A 21307-nucleotide genomic window follows, 5' to 3' on the forward strand; every position below is an offset into this window, starting at 1 on the left:
ATTAGCTTTAATAATGGCTTAAATTACATTTTTTTGGCCCCAAATCCAATTCGGTCGCAAATATACTGCCCATTTTCACAATAAGCAATTAGCTCCTCTTTAATAAATTTATTGACCTCATTTTTCTCATTATTGGGGTAAAGTAGATGTACATTGGCCCCGGCATCTAAGGTAAAACAAAGGTGGTTTTGGGTAGTCCTCCGAAATTCCCAAATTTTCTCAATAATGTTCAGCGTATTAGGTTTCATCAGGATAAAATATGGAATACTGGTCATCATCATGGCATGTAGAGTAAGTGCTTCACTCTCAACCACTTCAATAAAATCATCCAGATTACCTTCGGCGAATATTGAACGTAAACGAATTAGATTGTCGTGAGCCTGTACAAACCGATTTTGAGCGAATGGGTGGCTGTGCATAAGGTCATGACCAACCGTACTGCTAACACTTTTCTTTCCCTTATGTACCAGTAGAATAGTATCCTGATAACTTTTAAACACTTCGCCCACTGGATAAGGATAGGGTATTCCATATAGATTCGTACTCCCAATTATTTCATTGTGTTCCCCCCATTGAACAAGATTACCCTTAATACTTCGGCATGCACTACCTGATCCCAATCGCGCTAAAAAAGATGCTTTTTTATAGAAAAAATCCGGATCCATCTCGGAAACCATTTGTTTTTCTATATCCATGAGACATAAAGCCAAAGCGGCCATACCACTGGCGGAAGAGGCAATGCCGCTGCTATGTGGAAAGGTGTTGGAAGTATTAATGGAGAAATGATAACTTCTAAGAAAAGGAATATACTTTTCAATCCGTTTAAAAAATGTTACGATCTTGGGCTTAAAATCTTCCCTGGATTTTCCTTCAAAAAGTAAATCAAATGAAAATTCTTCATTTATTTTATCAAGCTTAGTAAAGGCCACAGACGTTATAGTTCTGCACTTGTCCAGTGTAAAACTTACTGAGGCATTGGCCGGTATTTGATTTTGTTTCTTACCCCAGTACTTAACTAATGCAATATTACTTGGAGCTTTCCACTGTACCCTACCTTGTTCCTTTAAATACAAATTGGATGAAGGAATAAAGTCGTTTTCGATCATGCACACAACAATTTATGCAAAGATAGTTTTTAACTGCCTTTGCAATAGCCTCTATTAAAATAAATTACTATTTTAGATCACTTACATCAACTAATTTTGAAAAAGAAGCTAACCTATATTACCATTTCAGTAACCATATGTCTTATCATAGGTTTTTTATCTGGGTTTGCAACTCAGTCTTCGGTAAATGATTGGTACCTGGCACTGAATAAACCTAGTTTTAATCCTCCAAATTGGATTTTTGCTCCTGTTTGGACGCTGCTATATATTCTAATGGGTATAGCAGCCGGTATTGTATGGGCAAAGGGATTTTATCATATTTGGGTGAAAACAGCATTGTATAATTTTGGGTTTCAGTTATTATTTAATGCACTTTGGAGTGTCGTATTTTTCGGATTTAAAAATCCATTCTGGGCACTTTTGGTAATTCTGTTTCTCCTTGCCTTAATTTTAGTAACCATTAAATGGTTTAATGTGGTGAGCAGGACAGCAGCATATCTCCTCATTCCCTATTTTCTATGGGTTTGCTTTGCCACCCTCTTAAATTATAGAATTTGGGAATTGAATTAGCTTACAGCTAATTCCATTAATTTTAAAGCTGTTTTATGGTTTCTTGCGGTAGCCTTAACCTGAAATTTTTGCTCAAATAGGTTTGTGTTTAGTTTTGCCTTACCCATTCCACAAAGGCATTTCAGATAGATATAATCCTTACAAATAAAGAACCTTTCATTTTGAAATTTAGTTTCTTTAAATAATTCAACCGCCCTTCTTTTCGGAACATCTTTTAAGAACACATAATATGTTTTGCCCGTGTCATCCCTATCTAACGGTTTAAATGGATTGTCATTTACTATTTTTTCAAGCTTAGATCTTGTTAAAACAATTACAGGTACCAGAAAGCCATAGGCTTTTTCCAGAGCACTTTCTATTTTCTGTTCCAACTTTTTAGTATCAACTTCATTGCTTTGAAATATTACATTCCCACTTTGGATGTATGATCTAACCGCTAAAAACCCTGATTTTTCAAAAATCAGCCTCAAATCAGCCATCATTATTTTTTTGTGACCTCCAACGTTGATGCCCCTTAGCAGGGCTATATATTTAGGCATTGGAAAACGAATTTTTAAACACAGGCAAAAAATACAGCATTGAAGTTAGCAAACTATGAAGTATAAAATAAATCAATTACATTTATTATCTTTCATTTTTTATTCTATAAAATCCACACCGCTAATAGTATGGAAACCTATATCCTTGCTTTTGATCAAGGTACCACAAGCTGTAGAGCATTAATTTTTGATAAAAAAGGAAGTATTATTTCTACTTCCCAGAGAGAATTTACGCAATATTTTCCCAAACCGGGTTGGGTGGAGCATGATGCAATGGAAATTTGGTCTACTCAAGTTGCTATGGCTGCTGAAACCGTTACTAAAAAAGGATTAGAAGCAAAAAATATCGCGGCCATAGGAATTACAAATCAACGTGAAACCGTTGTTGTTTGGGATAAAAAAACAGGAAAACCTGTTTACAATGCCATTGTCTGGCAAGACAAAAGAACAGCCAAATATTGCGACCTTTTAAAAAGTGAAGGAAAATCTCAATGGATGCGTGAAAAAACGGGTCTTGTAATTGATGCTTATTTCTCTGGCACAAAAGTCAAATGGATCTTAGATAATGTAGAAGGAGTGCGGGAAAGAGCCGAGGCCGGTGATTTAATCATGGGAACAATAGATACCTGGCTAATATGGAACATGACCAAAGGGGAATTGCACGTAACTGATGTAACCAATGCTTGCAGAACACTTTTATTCAATATCAACACCCTTGAATGGGATGATGAACTCTTAGAATTATTTACTATTCCGAAAAGTATGTTGCCCAGAGTAAAACAGTCCAGTGAGATTTACGGACATACGGCTCCGGGATTGTTTGCCTGCAGAATTCCAATTTCAGGAATAGCCGGAGATCAACAGGCTGCGTTATTTGGTCAAATGTGCACAAAGCAGGGAATGGTAAAAAACACTTATGGCACAGGATGTTTTATGTTAATGAATATTGGTGATAAGCCAATAGTGTCTAAAAACAATCTTCTTACTTCCGTAGCCTGGCAAATAAATGGTAAAGCTGAGTACGTCCTCGAAGGAAGTATTTTTATTGCCGGGGCTGTGGTGCAGTGGCTTAGAGATAGTCTTAAAATCATTAAAACATCTAAAGAAGTGGAACAACTGGCCAGCTCTGTGTCGGATTCGGGTGGCGTTTATTTTGTCCCTGCTTTTGCAGGTTTGGGAGCTCCGCACTGGAATCAACATGCGAAGGGTACCATATTTGGTCTGACCCGCGGAAGTACAGATGCTCATATAGCAAGGGCTGCCTTGGAATCTATTGCCTTTCAGACTATGGATATTTTAAAGGCAATGGAAGCAGATTCGGGGATATCAATTAAGGAATTAAGGGTAGATGGAGGTGCTACGGTTAACAATCTACTTATGCAATTTCAAGCAGATGTATTAAATACAGTAACTGTAAGGCCTAAAATAGTAGAAACCACAGTAATGGGCGCTGCATTCCTTGCCGGACTGGCAGTAGGTTACTGGGATAATCTGGAACAAATTCAGGAGATTTGGCAAACCGATGTACATTTTAACCCAACAACAGACCGGGTTTTAATAAACAAGCAGATTGATGGCTGGTATAAAGCCATTGAAGCCTTGGAATTTTGGACAAAATAGATAAAAACCAATATTATATATGACACCATTTATCGCTGAAATAATAGGCACATTTCTGTTAATCCTACTTGGGTGCGGAGTCACCGCCAATGTAGTGCTAAAAGATACTAAAGGACACAATAGTGGATGGATTGTAATTACAACCGGTTGGGCCTTTGCGGTTTATATCGGTGTGATTGTTGCTGCACCTTATAGTGGAGCGCATATTAATCCTGCCGTGAGTATAGGCCTGGCCGCTGCCGGAGAATTTCCCTGGGATATGGTCCCCTCCTACTTGCTGGCTCAGTTTCTGGGAGCTATGCTGGGTGCTTTGTTAGTATGGCTGATTTACATAGACCATTTTGACCGAACTGAGGAACAAGGTTTAAAACTTGTAGTGTTTAGCACCAGTCCGGCTATCAAAAATATTTTCGCAAACATACTGGTGGAAATTTCAGGAACATTTGTTCTGGTCTTTGCAGTTCTCTTTTTTACAGACGCTACTATTGTGGAATCGGACGCTGTAATAGGTTTGGGTTCTCTGGGGGCTATTCCCGTTGCCTTTGTTGTTTGGGGAATTGGACTATCTCTGGGCGGCACTACAGGTTATGCAATTAACCCGGCAAGGGATCTGGGGCCAAGAATTATGCATGCTCTGCTACCTATTAAAAACAAAGGTAAAAACGACTGGTCTTATTCATGGATTCCGGTGATTGGCCCTCTTTTGGGCAGTTTGCTTGCGGCTTTTCTTTACCTCGCATTTCCGCTGGTTTAATTAACGGTTTCTACAAAGACTTCGCAATCGCCTGAGCAGCGATATAAGCCCCGGTCCATGCGTTTTGAAAATTAAAGCCCCCGGTAACCGCGTCTATATTTAATACCTCACCTGCAAAATACAAACCGGGGAGAATTTTACTCTCAAAAGTCTTAAAATTTACCTCTTTAAGATCCACACCACCGGCAGTTACAAATTCTTCTTTAAAGGTACTCTTTCCTTCTACATTAAATTCTGAAGCCGTTATAAATTGTCCGAGTCTATCCAGCTGCTTCCGGGAAACATCGGCCCATTTTAAATCCTTAGCTATATCGGATGCAATAACCAATTTGCCCCATAATCTTGCAGGGAGATCAATAGCCTTCGTTTTGTAAATTGTCTTCTTTGGATCGATCTGTTTTATCTCATTAAAAAGAGCTAAAAGTCCCTCCTTATGATAATCGGGCATCCAATTAATTCTCACCCTAAACCTATAGTTGTACTCATTTAATAATCTGGCGGCACGGGCTGAGAGTTTTAAGATAACCGGGCCACTCAAACCCCAATGTGTAATAAGAACAGGGCCTTCGGAAATCAAATTTAAAGTACCACTTTTTCTTTTTTTAAATTTGGTATTGATCTCTTTTCCCATCATCTGTCTGGGTAAAATTTCAATCCTGGCATTAGTGCTCAGCCCGGGAATTCCGGAAATTCTACTATCATTAATATTAAATGTAAATAAAGAAGGTACAGGTGTCACAATGTTATGTCCGAGCTGTTCTAACAAATTCCATATTTTAGTACTGCTCCCTGTTGCAAGTACAATTCTTTTTGCCTGATAAACCTTTTTAACTGATTGCACCTGCCATACCGCCTCTTTACCCAATTTAATATCTTTAAATGGCTGGATATTTATAACTGAGCTACTCTTAAGGAGGGTAATACCGTATTTCTGTATTTCACCAAGAAAACAATCGATAATGGTCTGGGAGGAATTACTTTCAGGAAACATTCTCCCATCTGATTCGGTTTTTATTTTTATTCCACGTTTTTCAAAAAACTGTATCGTATCTGCTGTGGAATAAATGTGAAACGGACCCAAAAGTTCTTTTTCGCCCCTGGGGTAGTTTTTTACCAGTGAAGAGGGCTCAAATTCTGCATGGGTGACGTTACATCGGCCACCACCTGATACCTTAACTTTGGACAGGACTTGTTTTCCACGCTCAAGAATGGCTATTTTCAAACTAGGATTTGCTTCTGCAATATGAATAGCGCAATAAAATCCTGCAGCACCACCTCCTACTATAATTACATCAAACATTAGTTGACCCGCTCCGGGTAATTAGTAAAAACCCCATCAACACCCAATTCTCTCAGCTTCGAAATTTGCTCTGTATCATTTACAGTCCATGTGAAAACTTTAAAACCCTGACTTTTAATTTCCTGGACATTTTCCCTGGTTAAACTAAGGTAATTGGGGTTTATAGCTACTGCATTCAGATCATTGGCAATGGGAATCGCATCTAATGGATCGTCCTCTGTTAGTATGGCAATTTTTATATCCTTATTAATACGGCGCATATTTTTTAGCTCCTCCCAATTAAAACTGGAGATCAGAAAATCATCCAAAGTCCAGCCCTCATTCTCCATATAAGTCTTAATAAGATTCATTACACCTTCAGATGTACCGGGGCCTTTTAATTCAATATTCAAGGGTACCTTATGATTTATTACATCCAAAACTTCGCTTAGCAGCGGAATTTTATGATTCCCTTCAACGGTCAAATTTTTTAGGGCTACTAAATCCAAACTTTCAATTCCACCGCTGCCATCTGTTATGCGGTCAATTTTCTCATCATGGAAAACGACTATTTCACCACTCGCGATTTTAAAGACATCTATTTCTATCATATCTACATTGAGATCTAATGCCTTCTGAATGGAGGCAAGGGTATTTTCTGTCTCGTGTCCCATGGCGCCCCTGTGTCCTATGGTTATTAGTGCGTTACTTTTCTCTTTGCAATTCATAAAAAAAAGTATAAGTAGTACTGGTATAAACCTTCTCATCAAATTGAACTTTTGATTACTCTTTAATCGGAAAGTTTAAAGATAAAAGATTCTAACGGATGAATCTCCACAGTGAATCTACCTATCCCATCACTAACTTTCAGAACCAATTTTGTTTTACCATAAAGGACATCTGAAATATTAAATGAGCCTTCCTTTAACTCCCACTCCTCTATTATTTCCGCTGGAATTTTTAATTCAAAAGAATACGATTTCTCTGCGTCAAAATTAGCAATGACAACAAGCTTCTCATTTTGAGACCATCGCGCATATGAAAGTAATTTGTAGTTGTAATTTTCAGTATTATCCCTATTGTAATAATGTATATCAGCATACTTACCCATTAATGCTTCACTGCCAATTGTAAAGTTGAGTAACCGTTTGTAAAAGTCCCGCAGTTCATTTTCTTCAGGCAGCAATTGGCCTCCATCAAACTTTCTATTGTTTACCCACCTCTGATGATGCGGAACTCCTACATAATCGAATATGGATGTTCGGGTGGGGCTGCCAAAACCTGCGTATTCTTTCCCGGGCTCCCCTACTTCCTGACCAAAATATATCATCGTTGGGGAAGTGCTTATAGTAGCTGATACTACCATTGCAGGTTTCCCCTTTACCGCACTACCCGCAAAATCCGGACTCGCAATTCGTTGTTCATCGTGGTTTTCGAGAAAATGCAGCATCTTATGTTCAATATCCTGCATTCCTTTTTGAACTATTGGAATATGGTCAGTCCATCCATGACCCTGCATAATATGCTTCAGGCTATCGTAGAATTCAACCTTGTCATACAGATAATCCATTTTTCCCTTATGTATAAAAGCCCTATATAAATCTGGGTTATAAACTTCAGCCAATAGAAAAGCATCCGGATTTTTCATTTTAATATGGGAGTTCATAAAGCTCCAGAATTCTATAGGTACCATTTCAGCCATATCAAAACGGAATCCATCCACCCCCATCTCCAACCAATACAAGGCAATATCTTTAAATTTTTTCCATGAATCGGGAATGTCCTTATCCGACCAAAAAGCGTAGTGGGCTTTGTAATCCTTTTGAGCATATTCATCGGGCAAGGTTTCAAAATCATACGACCCATCCGGCCGAACCCCATAATTAATTTTCACAGTTTCGTACCAATCATTAAAATCCGGCTGGGCAAGACGTGAACCATTCCCCGTCCATTTTGCCGGATTCTCATCAAATTTACCATCTGCCAAAGGGTGCTTTTCGCCACCAAGAGGTAAGTAACCGTTTTGCCATACCGGCACTTTGAAGGATTCTTCTGTTATATAATAATAATTGTTATCCTTATGGTATTCTATTGTAGTATCGTCCTTTGCTCCAAATGGTTCTTTCCCCTTTGGTGTTGACCCGCCTTCGTATTTTCGCGCAACATGATTTGGAACTATGTCTATCAACAATTTTAACCCCACATCGTGCGTTCGCTCTATCAAAGATTTAAATTCTTCCAATCGATTAATCGGGTCATCTGCCAGGTCAGGATTAACGTTGTAGTAATCTTTAACTGCATAGGGAGATCCTGCCCTGCCTTTCACGACATCCGGGTCATCATTAGAAATATTGTATGCCGTATAATCTGTTACCACTGCATGATGCGGCACCCCCGTATACCATATATGGGTAATACCAAGATCTTTGATCTCCATTAAAGCCTTATCCGTAAAATCAGAAAATTTACCAACCCCATTTTCCTGGATAGTTCCCCAGGGTTTATTAGTGGTGTTTGTATTTCCGAACAAACGTGTAAACACCTGATATACTACTTTTTTATTTGATTGATTTAAGCTCTTCATTTTTTTAATATTTGTCCGTTCTTTTTCCTCAGCACACCCTAATATAAATACAAAGCAACTTAAAATAACCAATACAATCTTTTGCATCCTAATTAGATTTTTTGCTGAGTATTAGTACTCCATTATTTTTTAAATGCAATTCATTTTTCAAAAGAACTTCTTCTGAGGTAAGAATATCTTTAAATCTATTCCCAATAAGATTCATTTCATTAAAACGTTCCAAGTTTAATGTATAAGGTATCTCGTTTTTGTTTAGTATTAGCATTACTGTTTCATCTTTATTCTGCCTGAAAATGACATAAACCCCATCCTTTGGGGCGAAATGCGTGGTTTTGCCAGTTTGAATTGCCGTACTTCCTTTTCGATAGTTCACTAATTTTCTTGTAAACTCCTGCATTTCTTTCTGTTCCCTGGTAAGGCCCTCACCAGTAAAAGCGTTAACACTATCGTTTTCCCATCCCCCCGGAAAGTCAGACCGGATAAGACCATGGTCTCCGGGATTATCACTATTATTTAATAAAACTTCAGTGCCATAATAAATTTGAGGTATGCGAGGAGCTGAGATTATAAATGCCAGTGCCATTTTGGTTTTTTCAAAATCTTCATTCAACTGTGTAAAAAGACGGTCCATATCATGATTATCTCCAAAAAACAAAATCGAAGAAGGGTCGTAATATGCAAAATCATTGGCAAGTCCTTCATATAATTTTACCAATCCGGAATCCCAATTCTCCTCCGCATTAAGTGCTTCAATTAATGTACGCTGTAAGGGAAAATCCATTGTTGTTTTAAGGTTAGATTCGTAACCATCTGAATTGGTTACCCCTTGTTGCCAATAGCGAACCAAAAGTGGGTTATAAGTCCATTCCTCTCCAACAATATTAAAATTTGGATATTCGTGCATAATGCTCCCGGCCCATCTGCTCATAAATTCCTTATCTGGATAAGGATAGGTATCCTGTCTGATCCCGCCAAGTTTTAAAGTCTCTATCCACCAAATACTATTCTGAATAATATAATTGGCCATAAATGGGTTGTTTTGGTTTAAATCTGGCATTGAGGGTACAAACCATCCATTATCCATTAGATATTTATCAGCTTTTGAAGCGTAAAGATCCTGATTTACCGTGCGCCGGTGATTTGTAACCTTCGCATCTGCTCCTTCCTCATACTCTGATTGAAAGTTTACCCAATCGTGGAACGGTAAATCTGACATCCACCAATGATTGGCCCCGCAATGATTGGCAACCTGGTCCATGATTAATTTTATTCCATTTTCCGCCGCTTTCTGCGAGAGCATAATATAGTCCTCCAGATTTCCAAAACGTGGATCTACCCGATAAAAATCGGTCATTGCATAGCCATGGTACGAAGACTGGGGCATATCGTTAATCAATAAAGGGGTAGACCACAAGGCAGTAAACCCCATGGAAGCTATATAGTCTAAATGATTAATAATTCCTTGAATATCCCCTCCATGACGCGCATAGTCATCTTTCCTGTTGATCTTTTTTTCAAGAAGTCCTGGGACAATATTTATTTCAGGATCACCATTGGCGAAACGATCCGGGGTAATTAAATAGATTACATCTGAAGAATCAAAACCCAAATATTCCTCAGATAGTTTTTCTCTTCTGTTTAAAGGATATGAATAAGAGATTTGATTTCCGCCCTCAGTGGTGAGCAAAATTTCCATTAGACCGGGGAGAGTATCTGCAGAAATCGTAATATCCAGGAATAAATAATTCGGATTTTCAGCCCTATGGAAGGCTTCCAGGCTAACTCCATTGTATAGAATTGACGGGGTAGTTGTGCCAATTCCACTACCATGCAACATTAGCTGTAATCTGGCATTCTTGAACCCCAGCCACCAATTAGGAGGCTCAACCCTATCTATCTGAGCGGATGAAAAAGATACCATCAAAAAGAACATGCCAGTTAAAACATTTGATTTTATTAACCATCCAATTTTCATCATGGGTTAATTTCTTGTCAAATACAATCTTTATAAAATGATTCAATAAGGTAAATAAATTATCAAACAGGATTTTTTAAGTGTTTTGTTCTATAGTTTCCTGAGATGGTTTTAAAAGTACCCTTTTGCCATTTACCCGTATAGTCATTTCAGCAGCCCCATCATGTTCAAAACTAGTCTGATTTTTGGTGACATTAACCTTAATAATCCGATTTCTGAAATTTACTTTAAATGAATACGATTTCCACTGACTTGGAATTTTCGGAGCAAAAGACAATTTATCATCTTTCATTCGCATTCCTCCAAATCCCTCTACGATACTCATCCATGTTCCCGCCATTGAAGTGATATGTAAACCTTCTTCAACCTCTTTGTTATAATCATCCAGATCCAGTCTTGAAGTACGTAAATAAAACTGGTACGCCTGCTCCATCCTGCCTAATTTTGCAGCCTGAATACTGTGCACGCAAGGCGACAAAGACGATTCATGGACGGTAAATGGTTCATAGAAATCGAAATGTCTTTCAAGTTCTTCTAAACTGAAATGATCTTCAAATAAATAAAATCCTTGTAAAGTATCTGCCTGTTTTATGTAGGGTGAACGCAAAATCCTGTCCCAGCTCCATTTTTGATTAATTGGTCTTTGGGAAACATCAAGATCTTCTACTGTGATAAGTTCTTTGTCCAAAAATCCATCTTGCTGAAGGTAAATATCCAATTCGTCTGAAAAGGGAAAGTACAAATTTTGTGAAATCTCTTCCCACTTATCAGTCTCTGCCGGAGTAAGTGAAGTGCGCCCAATGATCCTGGTATAGTCTTCTTTATACCCTTCTTTTATCTTTTGCAGCTGTTCCAGCGTATATTCCATACACCATTTTGCAAGGTAATTGGTATACCAATTATTATTGACATTGTTTTCGTATTCATTGGGTCCCGTTACCCCAAGTATTACAAACTTGTTTTTGTCTTTTGAAAATGTAGCTCTTTGTCCCCAGAAACGGGAAATCCCGATTAATACTTCGAGACCCATTTCAGGAATATATGAATAGTCTCCTGTATATCGGTAATAATTGTATATGGCAAATGCAATTGCTCCATTGCGGTGAATTTCTTCAAAAGTAATCTCCCATTCATTATGGCATTCTTCCCCGTTCATTGTTACCATTGGGTATAAGGCTGCTCCATTAACAAAACCCAATTTCTGGGCATTCTCAATAGCCTTTTCCAGATGATTATACCTATACTGCAGCAGATTCCTGGCCACAAGGTGATCTTTGGTCGCCATATAAAAAGGAATGCAATAGGCTTCAGTATCCCAATAGGTACTGCCCCCATACTTTTCTCCTGTAAACCCTTTTGGGCCTATATTTAGTCTGGAATCCGTGCCTAAATAAGTTTGATTTAAGTGAAATATATTAAATCTAATGCCTTGCTGAGCTTTCACATCACCCTGAATGCTTATGTCACTCATCTCCCAAATTTGGGCCCAGGTTAATATTTGTTTTTCCAATAATTTATCGAACCCAATGGAAGAAGCAGATTTAAGGGCCTTTTTTGCGGCATTCACCAATTCATCTGGCTGGTGATCTCTGGAAACGGTATAACCTCCATATTTATAAAAAGTAACCGCTTCACCTTGTTTAACCGCATGAGTATATTCATGCCCAACCCATAATTCTTTGACTTCTTCTGTAACATCAACAGGGACTTCTGTACCATTAGAAGTTAACTGGCATTCCATAAAAGTGCAAACCTCAAAGTGGGTTTTCATGGTATGAGCTTCTATAAAAGCCTGTTTCCCTGCAGAACTCACCTTAGTAACATTCCAGAATTTATCGGCCCAATTACTGTCCTCATTGGTAATACCATTATCTAAATATGGCACAAAACGAACAGATGCATTTCTATCTACTGGTGTAATTTTATACTTTATAGCCCCTACTTCATCAATATCCAGGCTTAAAAACCGAATTACTTCAACATCAACTGTAATAGAATTGGGTAATGTAGCGGTGAAATTTCTTTTATACCAACCCCCCTTCATATTGAGTTCTCGCCTGAAGCCGGTAATATTCGTGCACGTATTAAGGTCTAAAGGCTCTTCATCGACATAAACGTTAATCCCAATCCAGTTAGGTGCATTTAAAACTTTGGCAAAATATTCCGGGTAACCATTCTTCCACCAACCTACCCTTGTTTTATCCGGATAGTAAACTCCAGCAATGTAGCTCCCCTGAAACGTCGGACCGGAGTATTGTTCCTCAAAATTTGCACGCTGCCCCATGGCACCATTTCCAATACTAAAGAGGCTCTCGGAAGATTTTACGTTCTCCTTGTTAAACCCTTCCTCAATTATAGACCATTCGTCTGCTATTATATATTCTTTATTCATATTATAATACGTTAAAACCTTTATCTAAGAATTGATTAAAATAGGCAAATAAGTATAATTTGCAGGATAAATACCTTAATTTTTACTCTTTAGTACTAAAATTAGGTCATTTAAAAACCCTAGATCTATTTCAGTGAAGTTATTAAAACCGTGGTCGGCATCAGACAAAATATTCACGTCTCCAATACCTATGCTTTCCATACCTGCGGCGTTGGCGGCCTCTATTCCGGCTAGTGCATCCTCAAAAACAACGCAATTTTTGGGTTTTACCCCTATTTTTTTTGCGGCTATCAAAAAGACCTCAGGATCAGGTTTAGCTTTGGTTACCTGTGTGCCATCTACAATAGCGTCAAAATAAGACATTAACTCAACCTTTTTTAAAATTGAAACAGCATTTTTACTTGCAGAACCAAGCGCCATTGGAATTCCTTTCTCTTTAAGATATTCTAAAACCTTGGGCACATCAGGAAGTATTTCACTTTTGTCCATTTTGGAAATATATTTCAGATAGTCCTCGTTTTTTTCCTGCAACCACAGGTCGAATTGTTCTTTTGAAACGGAAATATTTCCCATTTCCAATAAAATCTCGAGACATCTTTTACGACTTACACCTTTGAATTTCTCATTATCATCTTCGGTGAATTGAATACCGAGTTCATCGGCCAGATTTTTCCAGGCCAGGTAATGGTATTTTGCGGTATCGACAATTACTCCGTCTAAATCGAATATAAATCCGGTTTTCTTCATTTGACTATTAATGTGTGTAATTAGTTAATTGTAGATTCTCTTTCTATCAGCGTTGCTTCGATAACTTCCGTTCTAAAAGTTTCTTCTTCCAATTCCTTTTCATCATCTCTTTCAATCTTCTCAATGAGCATTCTGGCAGCAATTTCACCCATTCGTTCTCCATGTTGGGCAACCGATGTAAGTGCAGGTGTAGCCAGTTTAGACAAAATACCATCCGTAAACCCAATAAAAGCAACGTCTTCCGGGATTCTCAATCCATTTCGCTGTGCTATCCTCATAGATCTGACTGCAAAAATTTCATTAACACATAAGACCGCATCCAAATTAGTTGTTGCAAAGAAGGTTTCGCTCATTATTTCATCTTCGAATTGATAAGGCAAACGTAAAATTAAACTTTTATCCAGTTCAAGGTTGTGATCTTTCAGAGCCTGGTAATAACCTTGAGCTCTTTTTTCACTTACATTCAAATAACTTTCGGTTGTTACCAGTGCAATTCGTTTTCTGCCATCGTCGATAAGTTTTTTTACCGCCATATAAGCCGCTTCAAAGTCGTTAATAACTACCTTATCACAGATTACTTCATCCGTAACCCTATCAAAAAGAACCAGCGGCATACCCTGATCAATTGTTTCCTTTAAATGGTGGAAATCATTTTTTAGCTGTGTTTCTGCAGATAGAGCCATAATGAAACCATCAATACTGCCATTTGCCAATAACTCCATATTGATCACCTCCTTTTCAAAAGATTCATCAGATACACATGCAATAACATTGTACCCCTTTGTATCTGCAAATTGCTCTATCCCTCTAAATACTGTAGTGAAAAAATGATGAACTATATCAGGAATGATTACCCCTATATTTTTAGTACGCCTGCTTTTAAGGCTTAAAGCAATATTGTTAGGTTTGTAGTGGTAAAGTTTAGCAAAGGCCTGAATTTTTTCTGTTGTATCCTTGCTTATTTCTCGACTGTTTTTCAGGGCCTTCGAAACTGTTGAAATAGACACTTCCAATTCCCTGGCAATTTGTTTAAGAGTAATCTTTTTTTTCAAATCTTAAAGAATAAAAATATTCCAAATGTTAAAGCAATTAAAATTAGCCAACTTATAAATATATTCTTTTTTAACATATAAAAATGCCCATAACCATTTAAACTAGTATCTTTATAAGCTTGCGGAATAAAAAAAATACTATATTTGTTCCGTTTTTAACAAAGTTTGAACCCATAAAATAGGGATAACATAATTTTGCCAATCCGATATTGTCAGACTGTTATTTAACAAAAGTTATTAACACGAAACCGTTTTCGTTGTTAATACGTGTTGTTAACAGAATGACATTAACATATTTTTTACATAGGTTTAACCTTTGATACTAAAATTAACTAAACTCAAAATTAACTTTTTATGAAGATTACGCTACTAAAGAGCTTTTTATTGGTTGGAGCTATTTTAAGCTTCGGACTTGCAAAAGCGCAAGAAGTATCAGGTACAGTTTCTGATGCAAATGGTCCTTTACCAGGGGCCAGTGTTGTTGTAAGAGGAACTACCAACGGTACACAGACAGACTTTGATGGTAACTTTACAATAAACAATGTGGACAGCGATGCCACTCTTGTTATTAGTTATATCGGTTACACTACTCAAGAAGTCGCATTAAATGGAAGAACTACTGTTAATGTAGTTTTGGCAGAAGATGCACAGGCATTGGATGAAGTAGTTATCATAGGTTATGGTACTACTACGGTTAAAGATGCAACAGGTGCTGTCTCAGCAATTAATTCTGAAGATTTTAACGGAGGTATTATTGCTTCTCCGGAGCAACTGATCCAGGGTAAAACTGCAGGGGTACAGATTACTCAGTCTAGTGGTGAGCCTGGTGCCGGAGTAAACATTAGGATCAGGGGTGCTAACTCCATCCGTTCCAACAATAGTCCGCTATTCGTTGTAGATGGTGTTCCTCTGTCATCTGAATCTACCACTCCTGGTGGTGGTGATATAACTGGTGGCGAAAATGCTTCAAGAAATCCATTAAATTTTATAAACCCCTCTGATATTGAAAGTATCTCTATCTTAAAAGATGCCTCTGCAACAGCTATTTATGGGTCCAGGGGAGCTAACGGGGTAGTAATCGTAACCACAAAAAGTGGTAAAACTGCTTCAGGTGGTGTATGGGAATTAGACCAAACCCTCAGTATTTCAACACCAAGACAGAATTTTGACCTTCTGGATGGACCAACATTTCTTGCACAGACTGCCGAATTTCGTGGCCAGGATATCGCGAACGATATTAATGCAGGCTCTAATACAGACTGGCAGAAAGTAGTGCTAAGAACCGTGGCTTCTCCTGTTACCAATTTATCCTATTCCAATAATTATGGTAGCGGTAATGTAAGAGGAACTTTCTCTTATGGAAAACAGTTTGGAGTTATTCAAGGTTCTTCTCAAGAAAGAATAACAGGAAGGGTAAATATAAATCAACGCTTTTTGGATGACAGGCTAAAATTTGATTTACAAGCCTCACTTGCGCGTGTCAATGATTTAGCCCCTCAAATTAGTGGAGGTTCCGGTGCCAGTGGTAACTTAATTGGAGCCACATATTCCGCAAACCCAACATGGCCTAACAATCCATCATTTGTTATTGCAGGTAACCTTTTAAATCCTGCCAACCTTTTGGCTTATTACCGCCAAAAAACCAATACAGACAGGTTTTTAATCAATTTTGCGACTTCTTATGATATTATCGATGATGACGATAATGAACTGAGAGCTAAAATAGCTTTGGGTTATGATGACTCTGATGCTACAGCAAGCGCAACTATCTCACCTCTAGTCACAAATCAGAACAGGGTAAGTGATAACGGGCAGGCCTCGTTTAATGAATTGCGGGCTACAAGTAAATTACTTGAGGCGACCCTTAATTGGCAGAGAGATTGGACTAACGTCTCTTTGGATGCGATTATAGGTTTTACCTATCAGGATTTTCAACGACAAGGATTCAATTCTCAGGGTTGGGGTACACCTGAAGTTAACCTGGACCAAATGGGTACAAACTTAAGACAAGACATAAATAATGCAGCTAGTACCATCGCAGGCCCATACCAACAATTTGGTTATGATGTTAACGGTACTTTTGTAAACACTCTTAACCCATTCAATGATAGCGCAGTGCTTGGCTCCGTTCAGGGCAGACAATATGCCGCTGTCTGGGTAAATAACTACAACAATACTGATGAATTACAATCGTACTTTGCAAGGGCTAATGTAAACCTGCATAACAAATACCTATTTACTGCAACTTTTAGAGCAGATGGTTCGTCTAAATTTTCACCGGACAACCAATATGGTTATTTCCCATCAGGTGCTTTTGCGTGGAAAATTAATGAAGAAGAGTTTATTGGTCCTGCCATTTCTACATTAAAACTAAGATTAAGTGGAGGTATCACAGGTAACCAGGATGGTTTATCATATGGTCAGTTTATTAAAAGACAACGTTTTGCTGACCCGAGTATTAATGATGATGGTAGTATTAACAGACCAGGTCTGGAAACCGTAGCAGTTCAAAATCCAGATTTAAAGTGGGAAGAGACCACTGATTTGAATGTGGGAATTGATTTTGGTTTCAACCTAGATCGTTTTACAGGCTCACTCGACTTCTACAAAAAGGAGACAAAAGATCTTTTGTTCAGACAAGCGGCGGCTGCGCCGGCTTTTGATCCTTTTGTCTTTAAGAATCTTGAAAATGGTAAATTAGTCAACCAGGGAGTAGAATTGGCCGTTGCCTATGATTTTATTCAAAATGATAAATTAACTTTTTCAGGAGCATTTAATATCTCTTATAACGATAACAAGGTTAAAGGACTAGAAGGTACAACTGCAGATTTCGGAGAAATTAATGGTCCGGGGCTTACCGGTGCTTTCGCCCAACGTCTGGGAGAAGGAATATCTATTTTCTCCTACTATATGGCAACATATTCTGAGGATGCCAACGGAAACCCTAACTTCAGTGCTGACGATAAAGATTTTGTTGGCGAAGACGCTGTGCCTGATGTTCTTTCGGGACTTACACTTAACTTAAATGCGGGCAGATTTGACGCCAATGTCTTCTTTGCAGGACAGTTTGGGTTCTCGGTATACAACAACACAAGAAATGCCTTCTTAAACAGGCCTACCTTCTTAACTTCCAGAAATACAGATGCCGAAGGTTTAGCGCTAGTATCGCAAGAAGTTTCTACGCTGTATTTAGAAAAAGGCGATTTTGTTAGATTACAAAACGCAACGGTTGGCTATAATGTGCCTCTTAAGGAAGGAACGTTTAAGAATTTAAGGTTCTCAATAACTGGACAAAATTTATTACTGTTTACTGGCTATAGCGGTCTGGACCCTGAGGTTTCGGCTAACACAGGTGATTTTGGTACTGGTATCCCTAGTCAGGGAATAGATTATACCACATTCCCAAGACCACTGACAGTGACTTTAGGTATAAATGCTAAATTTTAATTTAAAAAAAAACTGCAATGATTAATTATTTAAAAACACGATCAAAAATTTTGATGTTTTCGTTACCGGCATTGGCACTTTTTTTCTCATGTACCGATCTGGAAATCGAACCAACCGATTCTTTGCTTGCCACTAACTTTGAGGGTATTGCAACTGCCGAAGAAGCGGCAAGTCAGGTTACTTCTATGTATAATTCCATAAACGGATTCATTGGTGACCAGGCTAACCTTTATGCGCTTAGTGAAGTTACCACAGATGAAATGTTAGTTCCTACAAGAGGTTCTGACTGGGGAGATAATGGTATATGGAGACAATTGCATCAGCACTCATGGACTCCGGATCACCAGTATATTACTACTGTTTGGAATCAATGGAATGAGCTTCAGCTCGTAGCGAGTGAAGTATTAGACTCCAGGTCTGCATCTTCGCCAGATTCAAGGGCAGCTGCATCATTCTTCAGAGCTTTAGCGGTATATGTAATATTAGACAATTTTGGCCAGGTGCCTATCAGGGATACTGAGGCTCCACCATTGACGGATCCTGAAGTTTTGACTGGTGAAGATGCCATAGCTCTTATAGTTTCCGATTTGGAAGCCGCTATTTCAGGTCTTCCCGCTACGGGACCTTCAGGTGCAGAAAACGTAAATGTCTCAAAAGCTGCAGCCCGATATTTATTGGCTAAAACTCATTTGAACAGACATATTTTCAACGGATCTGGCAGCCCTGATGCTGCAGATATGGCAAGGGTGATTACCCTGGTAGATGAAATTACTGCCGATGGTTATGAATTAGAGGAGGGATACTTTGACATATTTAGAGATACCCCGGATAATGAAACCATATGGTGGATCAATACACAGGTTGGTAACAGGATTTGGAATGGTTTGCACTATAACCTTGTTACACCAGAGCAATCGGGTGGTTGGAATGGCTTTTCTACCTTATCTGAGTTTTATGATTTATTTGAAGGACCAGAAAGTAATTTAGAAAATGCTGGGCCCAGGGATGAAAGAAGAGGTTTTGTACCTCTTCAAGGTTTACCTGCCGGAGTTGATGGCACCGTTGATGATAATGATGATGGAATTGCGGACGGTACCAATATTGGTTTTGGTTTCCTTAAAGGACAGCAATATGGCCCAACGGGTGCACCGCTCACAGAGCGAGGTGGCGCGCCTTTGGTTTTTTCCAGAGAATTTGTTAGTACTGTCGATGGCCAACCAAGCCTTTTAGATAATGATGAAATAACAGGTATAAGAGTACTTAAGTACCATCCCAGCTATGGTGGTTTCGTTTCACATGAAGTCTTCTTCAGATATTCTGATGCTTATTTAATGAAGGCAGAAGCCATGCTTAGAAGCGGAGGCGATGCAACGGCAATGGTTAATGATCTGCGTGTTTTACGTGATGCCAGTCCTATAGCCACTGTAACATTAGATGATTTGATAGATGAAAGAGGTAGAGAACTATATATAGAGTTTTGGAGGCGTAATGATTTAATCAGATTTGGTCAATACACGCGCGATTGGGAATTTAAAGACCCTGCCGCTATTGGTAACTCAGATCGTGAATTATTCCCTATTCCTGCTACACAGATTATTCTTAACCCTAATTTGGTTCAGAATCCTGGATACTAAGAAGTTTCTTTAAGTTTATTTTTAAAAAAACCCTGATCTTAAGATCAGGGTTTTTTATTTTTAATACCTTGGCATATAGCCATAAAAATAATATCTTACCGTGTCAAAAAACTATCCAAAAATATGTACACTTTAGGCTATGATCTTGGAAGTTCTTCAATAAAAGTAGCTTTAGTAGAGATAACCTCCGGTAAAAGCCTGGCCGTAATAAGTGAACCTAAAAAGGAAATGAATATGCTCTCCGTTAAAAAAGGGTGGGCAGAACAAGATCCTGATGATTGGTGGACACATCTTTGTAATGCCACAAAACAAATACTGAAAGAAACTAAAGTTTCTCCAGATCAAATAAAAGGAGTTGGCATCTCTTACCAAATGCACGGCCTTGTTTTAGTCGATAAGGATGGTATTCCTTTAAGAAAATCAATTATATGGTGCGATGGAAGAGCTGTTGATATTGGAAGAACAGCATTTGATGATCTGGGCCACGATACCTGTGCAGAAAAACTTTTAAATTCCCCTGCAAATTTTACAGCGTCTAAATTAAAATGGGTAAAGGAAAATGAACCCGATCTTTATAAAAATGGCTTTAAAGCCATGCTCCCTGGCGACTATATCGCTTACAAGTTAAGCGGGGAAATAAATACCACCATTTCTGGTCTTTCGGAAGGTATATTTTGGGATTTTAAAAAAGAAGAAATTGCCAGTTGGCTTTTAGACTATTATGGAGTAAATGAAGTGCTTATCCCTGAAATTGTAGCTACTTTTTCAGATCAGGGTCACATTACTGCCAAAGGAGCTTTGGAAACTGGTCTGGCAGAAGGCACTCCTATTCTTTACCGCGCCGGTGATCAACCCAATAATGCCCTCTCATTAAACGTATTTAATCCGGGTGAAGTAGCAGCAACCGGAGGTACCTCCGGTGTGGTTTATGCAATTACTGATAATCTGTCTGTTAAAGAAAGTTCACGCGTAAATAATTTTGCCCATGTAAATTATTCCCCCGAAAAGATGCGTATTGGTAAATTGCTATGTGTAAATGGGGCAGGAATTATGTACAGATGGCTATTGAATAATTTAAAAATTACTTCCTACCAGGAAATGAATGAGTTAGCTGCTAGAGTGCCTATTGGTTCTGAAGGAGTTATTATTTTACCTTTTGGCAATGGCCCGGAACGAATGCTAAACAATAAAGATTTAGGAGCACAAATAGGAAATATAAACTTAAATATTCATTCTAAGGCACATCTTTGCAGGGCTGCTCTTGAAGGAATTGCTTTTTCTTTTGTTTACGGGATGGAAATATTAAGGGCAGATGGCATCAAAGCCAAAGTAATCAGAGCAGGTAATGATAATTTATTCAGGTCTGCTATTTTTTCAAATACCATAGCTAGTTTAATAAATCAGGAAATTGAAATTTATAACACCACCGGTGCTATTGGTGCTGCTCGTGCCTGTCAGCTACATAATGGAAACTATGCTGCTTTCGGGAAACAAATTATGGATAATGATTATATTATGAGTTACTCACCCTCCTCTGAAAAAGAGGAATATAAAATGGCTTATGAACTCTGGAAAAATGAACTGGAATTAAAATTAAAAAACAATTAA

15 protein-coding genes are annotated in these 21307 nt (G+C 38.3%); 6 read left to right on the plus strand and 9 right to left on the minus strand.

The window, feature by feature from the left end; all coding sequences use genetic code 11:
- Nucleotides 1-23: 23 nt before the first annotated feature.
- Nucleotides 24-1106, minus strand: a complete 1083-nt coding sequence (locus Q0874_RS00955) for a diphosphomevalonate decarboxylase (protein ID WP_299158189.1) — start codon at nt 1104-1106, stop codon at nt 24-26.
- A gap of 96 nt (nt 1107-1202) precedes the next feature.
- Here Q0874_RS00955 and Q0874_RS00960 point away from each other — a divergent pair, with 96 nt between their 5' ends.
- Nucleotides 1203-1676, plus strand: coding sequence for a TspO/MBR family protein (locus Q0874_RS00960; RefSeq protein ID WP_299158192.1), 474 nt, complete (start codon nt 1203-1205; stop codon nt 1674-1676).
- On the opposite strand, the gene Q0874_RS00965 is transcribed toward Q0874_RS00960, so the two are convergent.
- Nucleotides 1673-2215: a DUF1697 domain-containing protein gene (locus Q0874_RS00965; RefSeq protein WP_299158195.1), complete on the minus strand. Its 543-nt coding sequence runs from the start codon at nt 2213-2215 to the stop codon at nt 1673-1675. The genes Q0874_RS00960 and Q0874_RS00965 overlap by 4 nt on opposite strands.
- 129 nt (nt 2216-2344) lie before the next feature.
- On the opposite strand from Q0874_RS00965, the gene glpK reads away from it, so the two are divergent.
- A complete protein-coding gene (glpK, locus tag Q0874_RS00970; RefSeq protein ID WP_299158198.1) occupies nt 2345-3835 on the plus strand; it encodes a glycerol kinase GlpK in 1491 nt (496 codons plus the stop codon).
- A gap of 19 nt (nt 3836-3854) precedes the next feature.
- The gene (locus Q0874_RS00975) at nt 3855-4589 is read left to right on the plus strand and encodes an MIP/aquaporin family protein (RefSeq protein WP_299158201.1); all 735 of its coding nucleotides are present in this window, start codon (nt 3855-3857) and stop codon (nt 4587-4589) included.
- A gap of 10 nt (nt 4590-4599) precedes the next feature.
- Here the strand turns inward: Q0874_RS00975 and Q0874_RS00980 are convergent, their stop codons facing one another.
- From Q0874_RS00980 to Q0874_RS01010, 7 genes are all read right to left on the minus strand, one after another.
- Entirely contained in the window at nt 4600-5889 is a 1290-nt protein-coding gene (locus tag Q0874_RS00980) for an NAD(P)/FAD-dependent oxidoreductase (RefSeq protein WP_299158204.1), read from the minus strand.
- Entirely contained in the window at nt 5889-6596 is a 708-nt protein-coding gene (locus Q0874_RS00985; protein ID WP_299158207.1) for a glycerophosphodiester phosphodiesterase, read from the minus strand. Before Q0874_RS00985 ends, Q0874_RS00980 begins: the two co-directional genes overlap by 1 nt.
- A 62-nt stretch (nt 6597-6658) precedes the next feature.
- Nucleotides 6659-8452, minus strand: coding sequence for an alpha-amylase family glycosyl hydrolase (locus Q0874_RS00990; protein WP_299158210.1), 1794 nt, complete (start codon nt 8450-8452; stop codon nt 6659-6661).
- An 88-nt stretch (nt 8453-8540) separates the two neighbouring features.
- Nucleotides 8541-10430: a glycoside hydrolase family 13 protein gene (locus tag Q0874_RS00995; protein ID WP_367275378.1), complete on the minus strand. Its 1890-nt coding sequence runs from the start codon at nt 10428-10430 to the stop codon at nt 8541-8543.
- Between the two features lie 73 nt (nt 10431-10503).
- Nucleotides 10504-12819: a glycoside hydrolase family 65 protein gene (locus Q0874_RS01000; protein WP_299158213.1), complete on the minus strand. Its 2316-nt coding sequence runs from the start codon at nt 12817-12819 to the stop codon at nt 10504-10506.
- A gap of 75 nt (nt 12820-12894) precedes the next feature.
- Entirely contained in the window at nt 12895-13566 is a 672-nt protein-coding gene (gene pgmB / locus Q0874_RS01005; RefSeq protein ID WP_299158216.1) for a beta-phosphoglucomutase, read from the minus strand.
- A gap of 20 nt (nt 13567-13586) precedes the next feature.
- Nucleotides 13587-14618 carry a LacI family DNA-binding transcriptional regulator gene (locus Q0874_RS01010; RefSeq protein WP_299158219.1) on the minus strand — a complete coding sequence of 344 codons (1032 nt, stop codon included), beginning with the start codon at nt 14616-14618 and terminating at the stop codon, nt 13587-13589.
- Nucleotides 14619-14972: 354 nt separating this feature from the next.
- On the opposite strand from Q0874_RS01010, the gene Q0874_RS01015 reads away from it, so the two are divergent.
- From Q0874_RS01015 to Q0874_RS01025, 3 genes are all read left to right on the plus strand, one after another.
- Nucleotides 14973-18065: a SusC/RagA family TonB-linked outer membrane protein gene (locus Q0874_RS01015; protein WP_299158222.1), complete on the plus strand. Its 3093-nt coding sequence runs from the start codon at nt 14973-14975 to the stop codon at nt 18063-18065.
- A gap of 17 nt (nt 18066-18082) precedes the next feature.
- Entirely contained in the window at nt 18083-19699 is a 1617-nt protein-coding gene (locus tag Q0874_RS01020; protein ID WP_299158225.1) for a RagB/SusD family nutrient uptake outer membrane protein, read from the plus strand.
- Nucleotides 19700-19822: 123 nt separating this feature from the next.
- Complete coding sequence (locus tag Q0874_RS01025) at nt 19823-21307, plus strand: FGGY family carbohydrate kinase (protein ID WP_299158227.1); 1485 nt, start codon at nt 19823-19825, stop codon at nt 21305-21307.

It is taken from the genome of uncultured Eudoraea sp., assembly GCF_947490415.1.
In the GTDB taxonomy this organism is placed as follows: Bacteria; Bacteroidota; Bacteroidia; order Flavobacteriales; family Flavobacteriaceae; genus Eudoraea.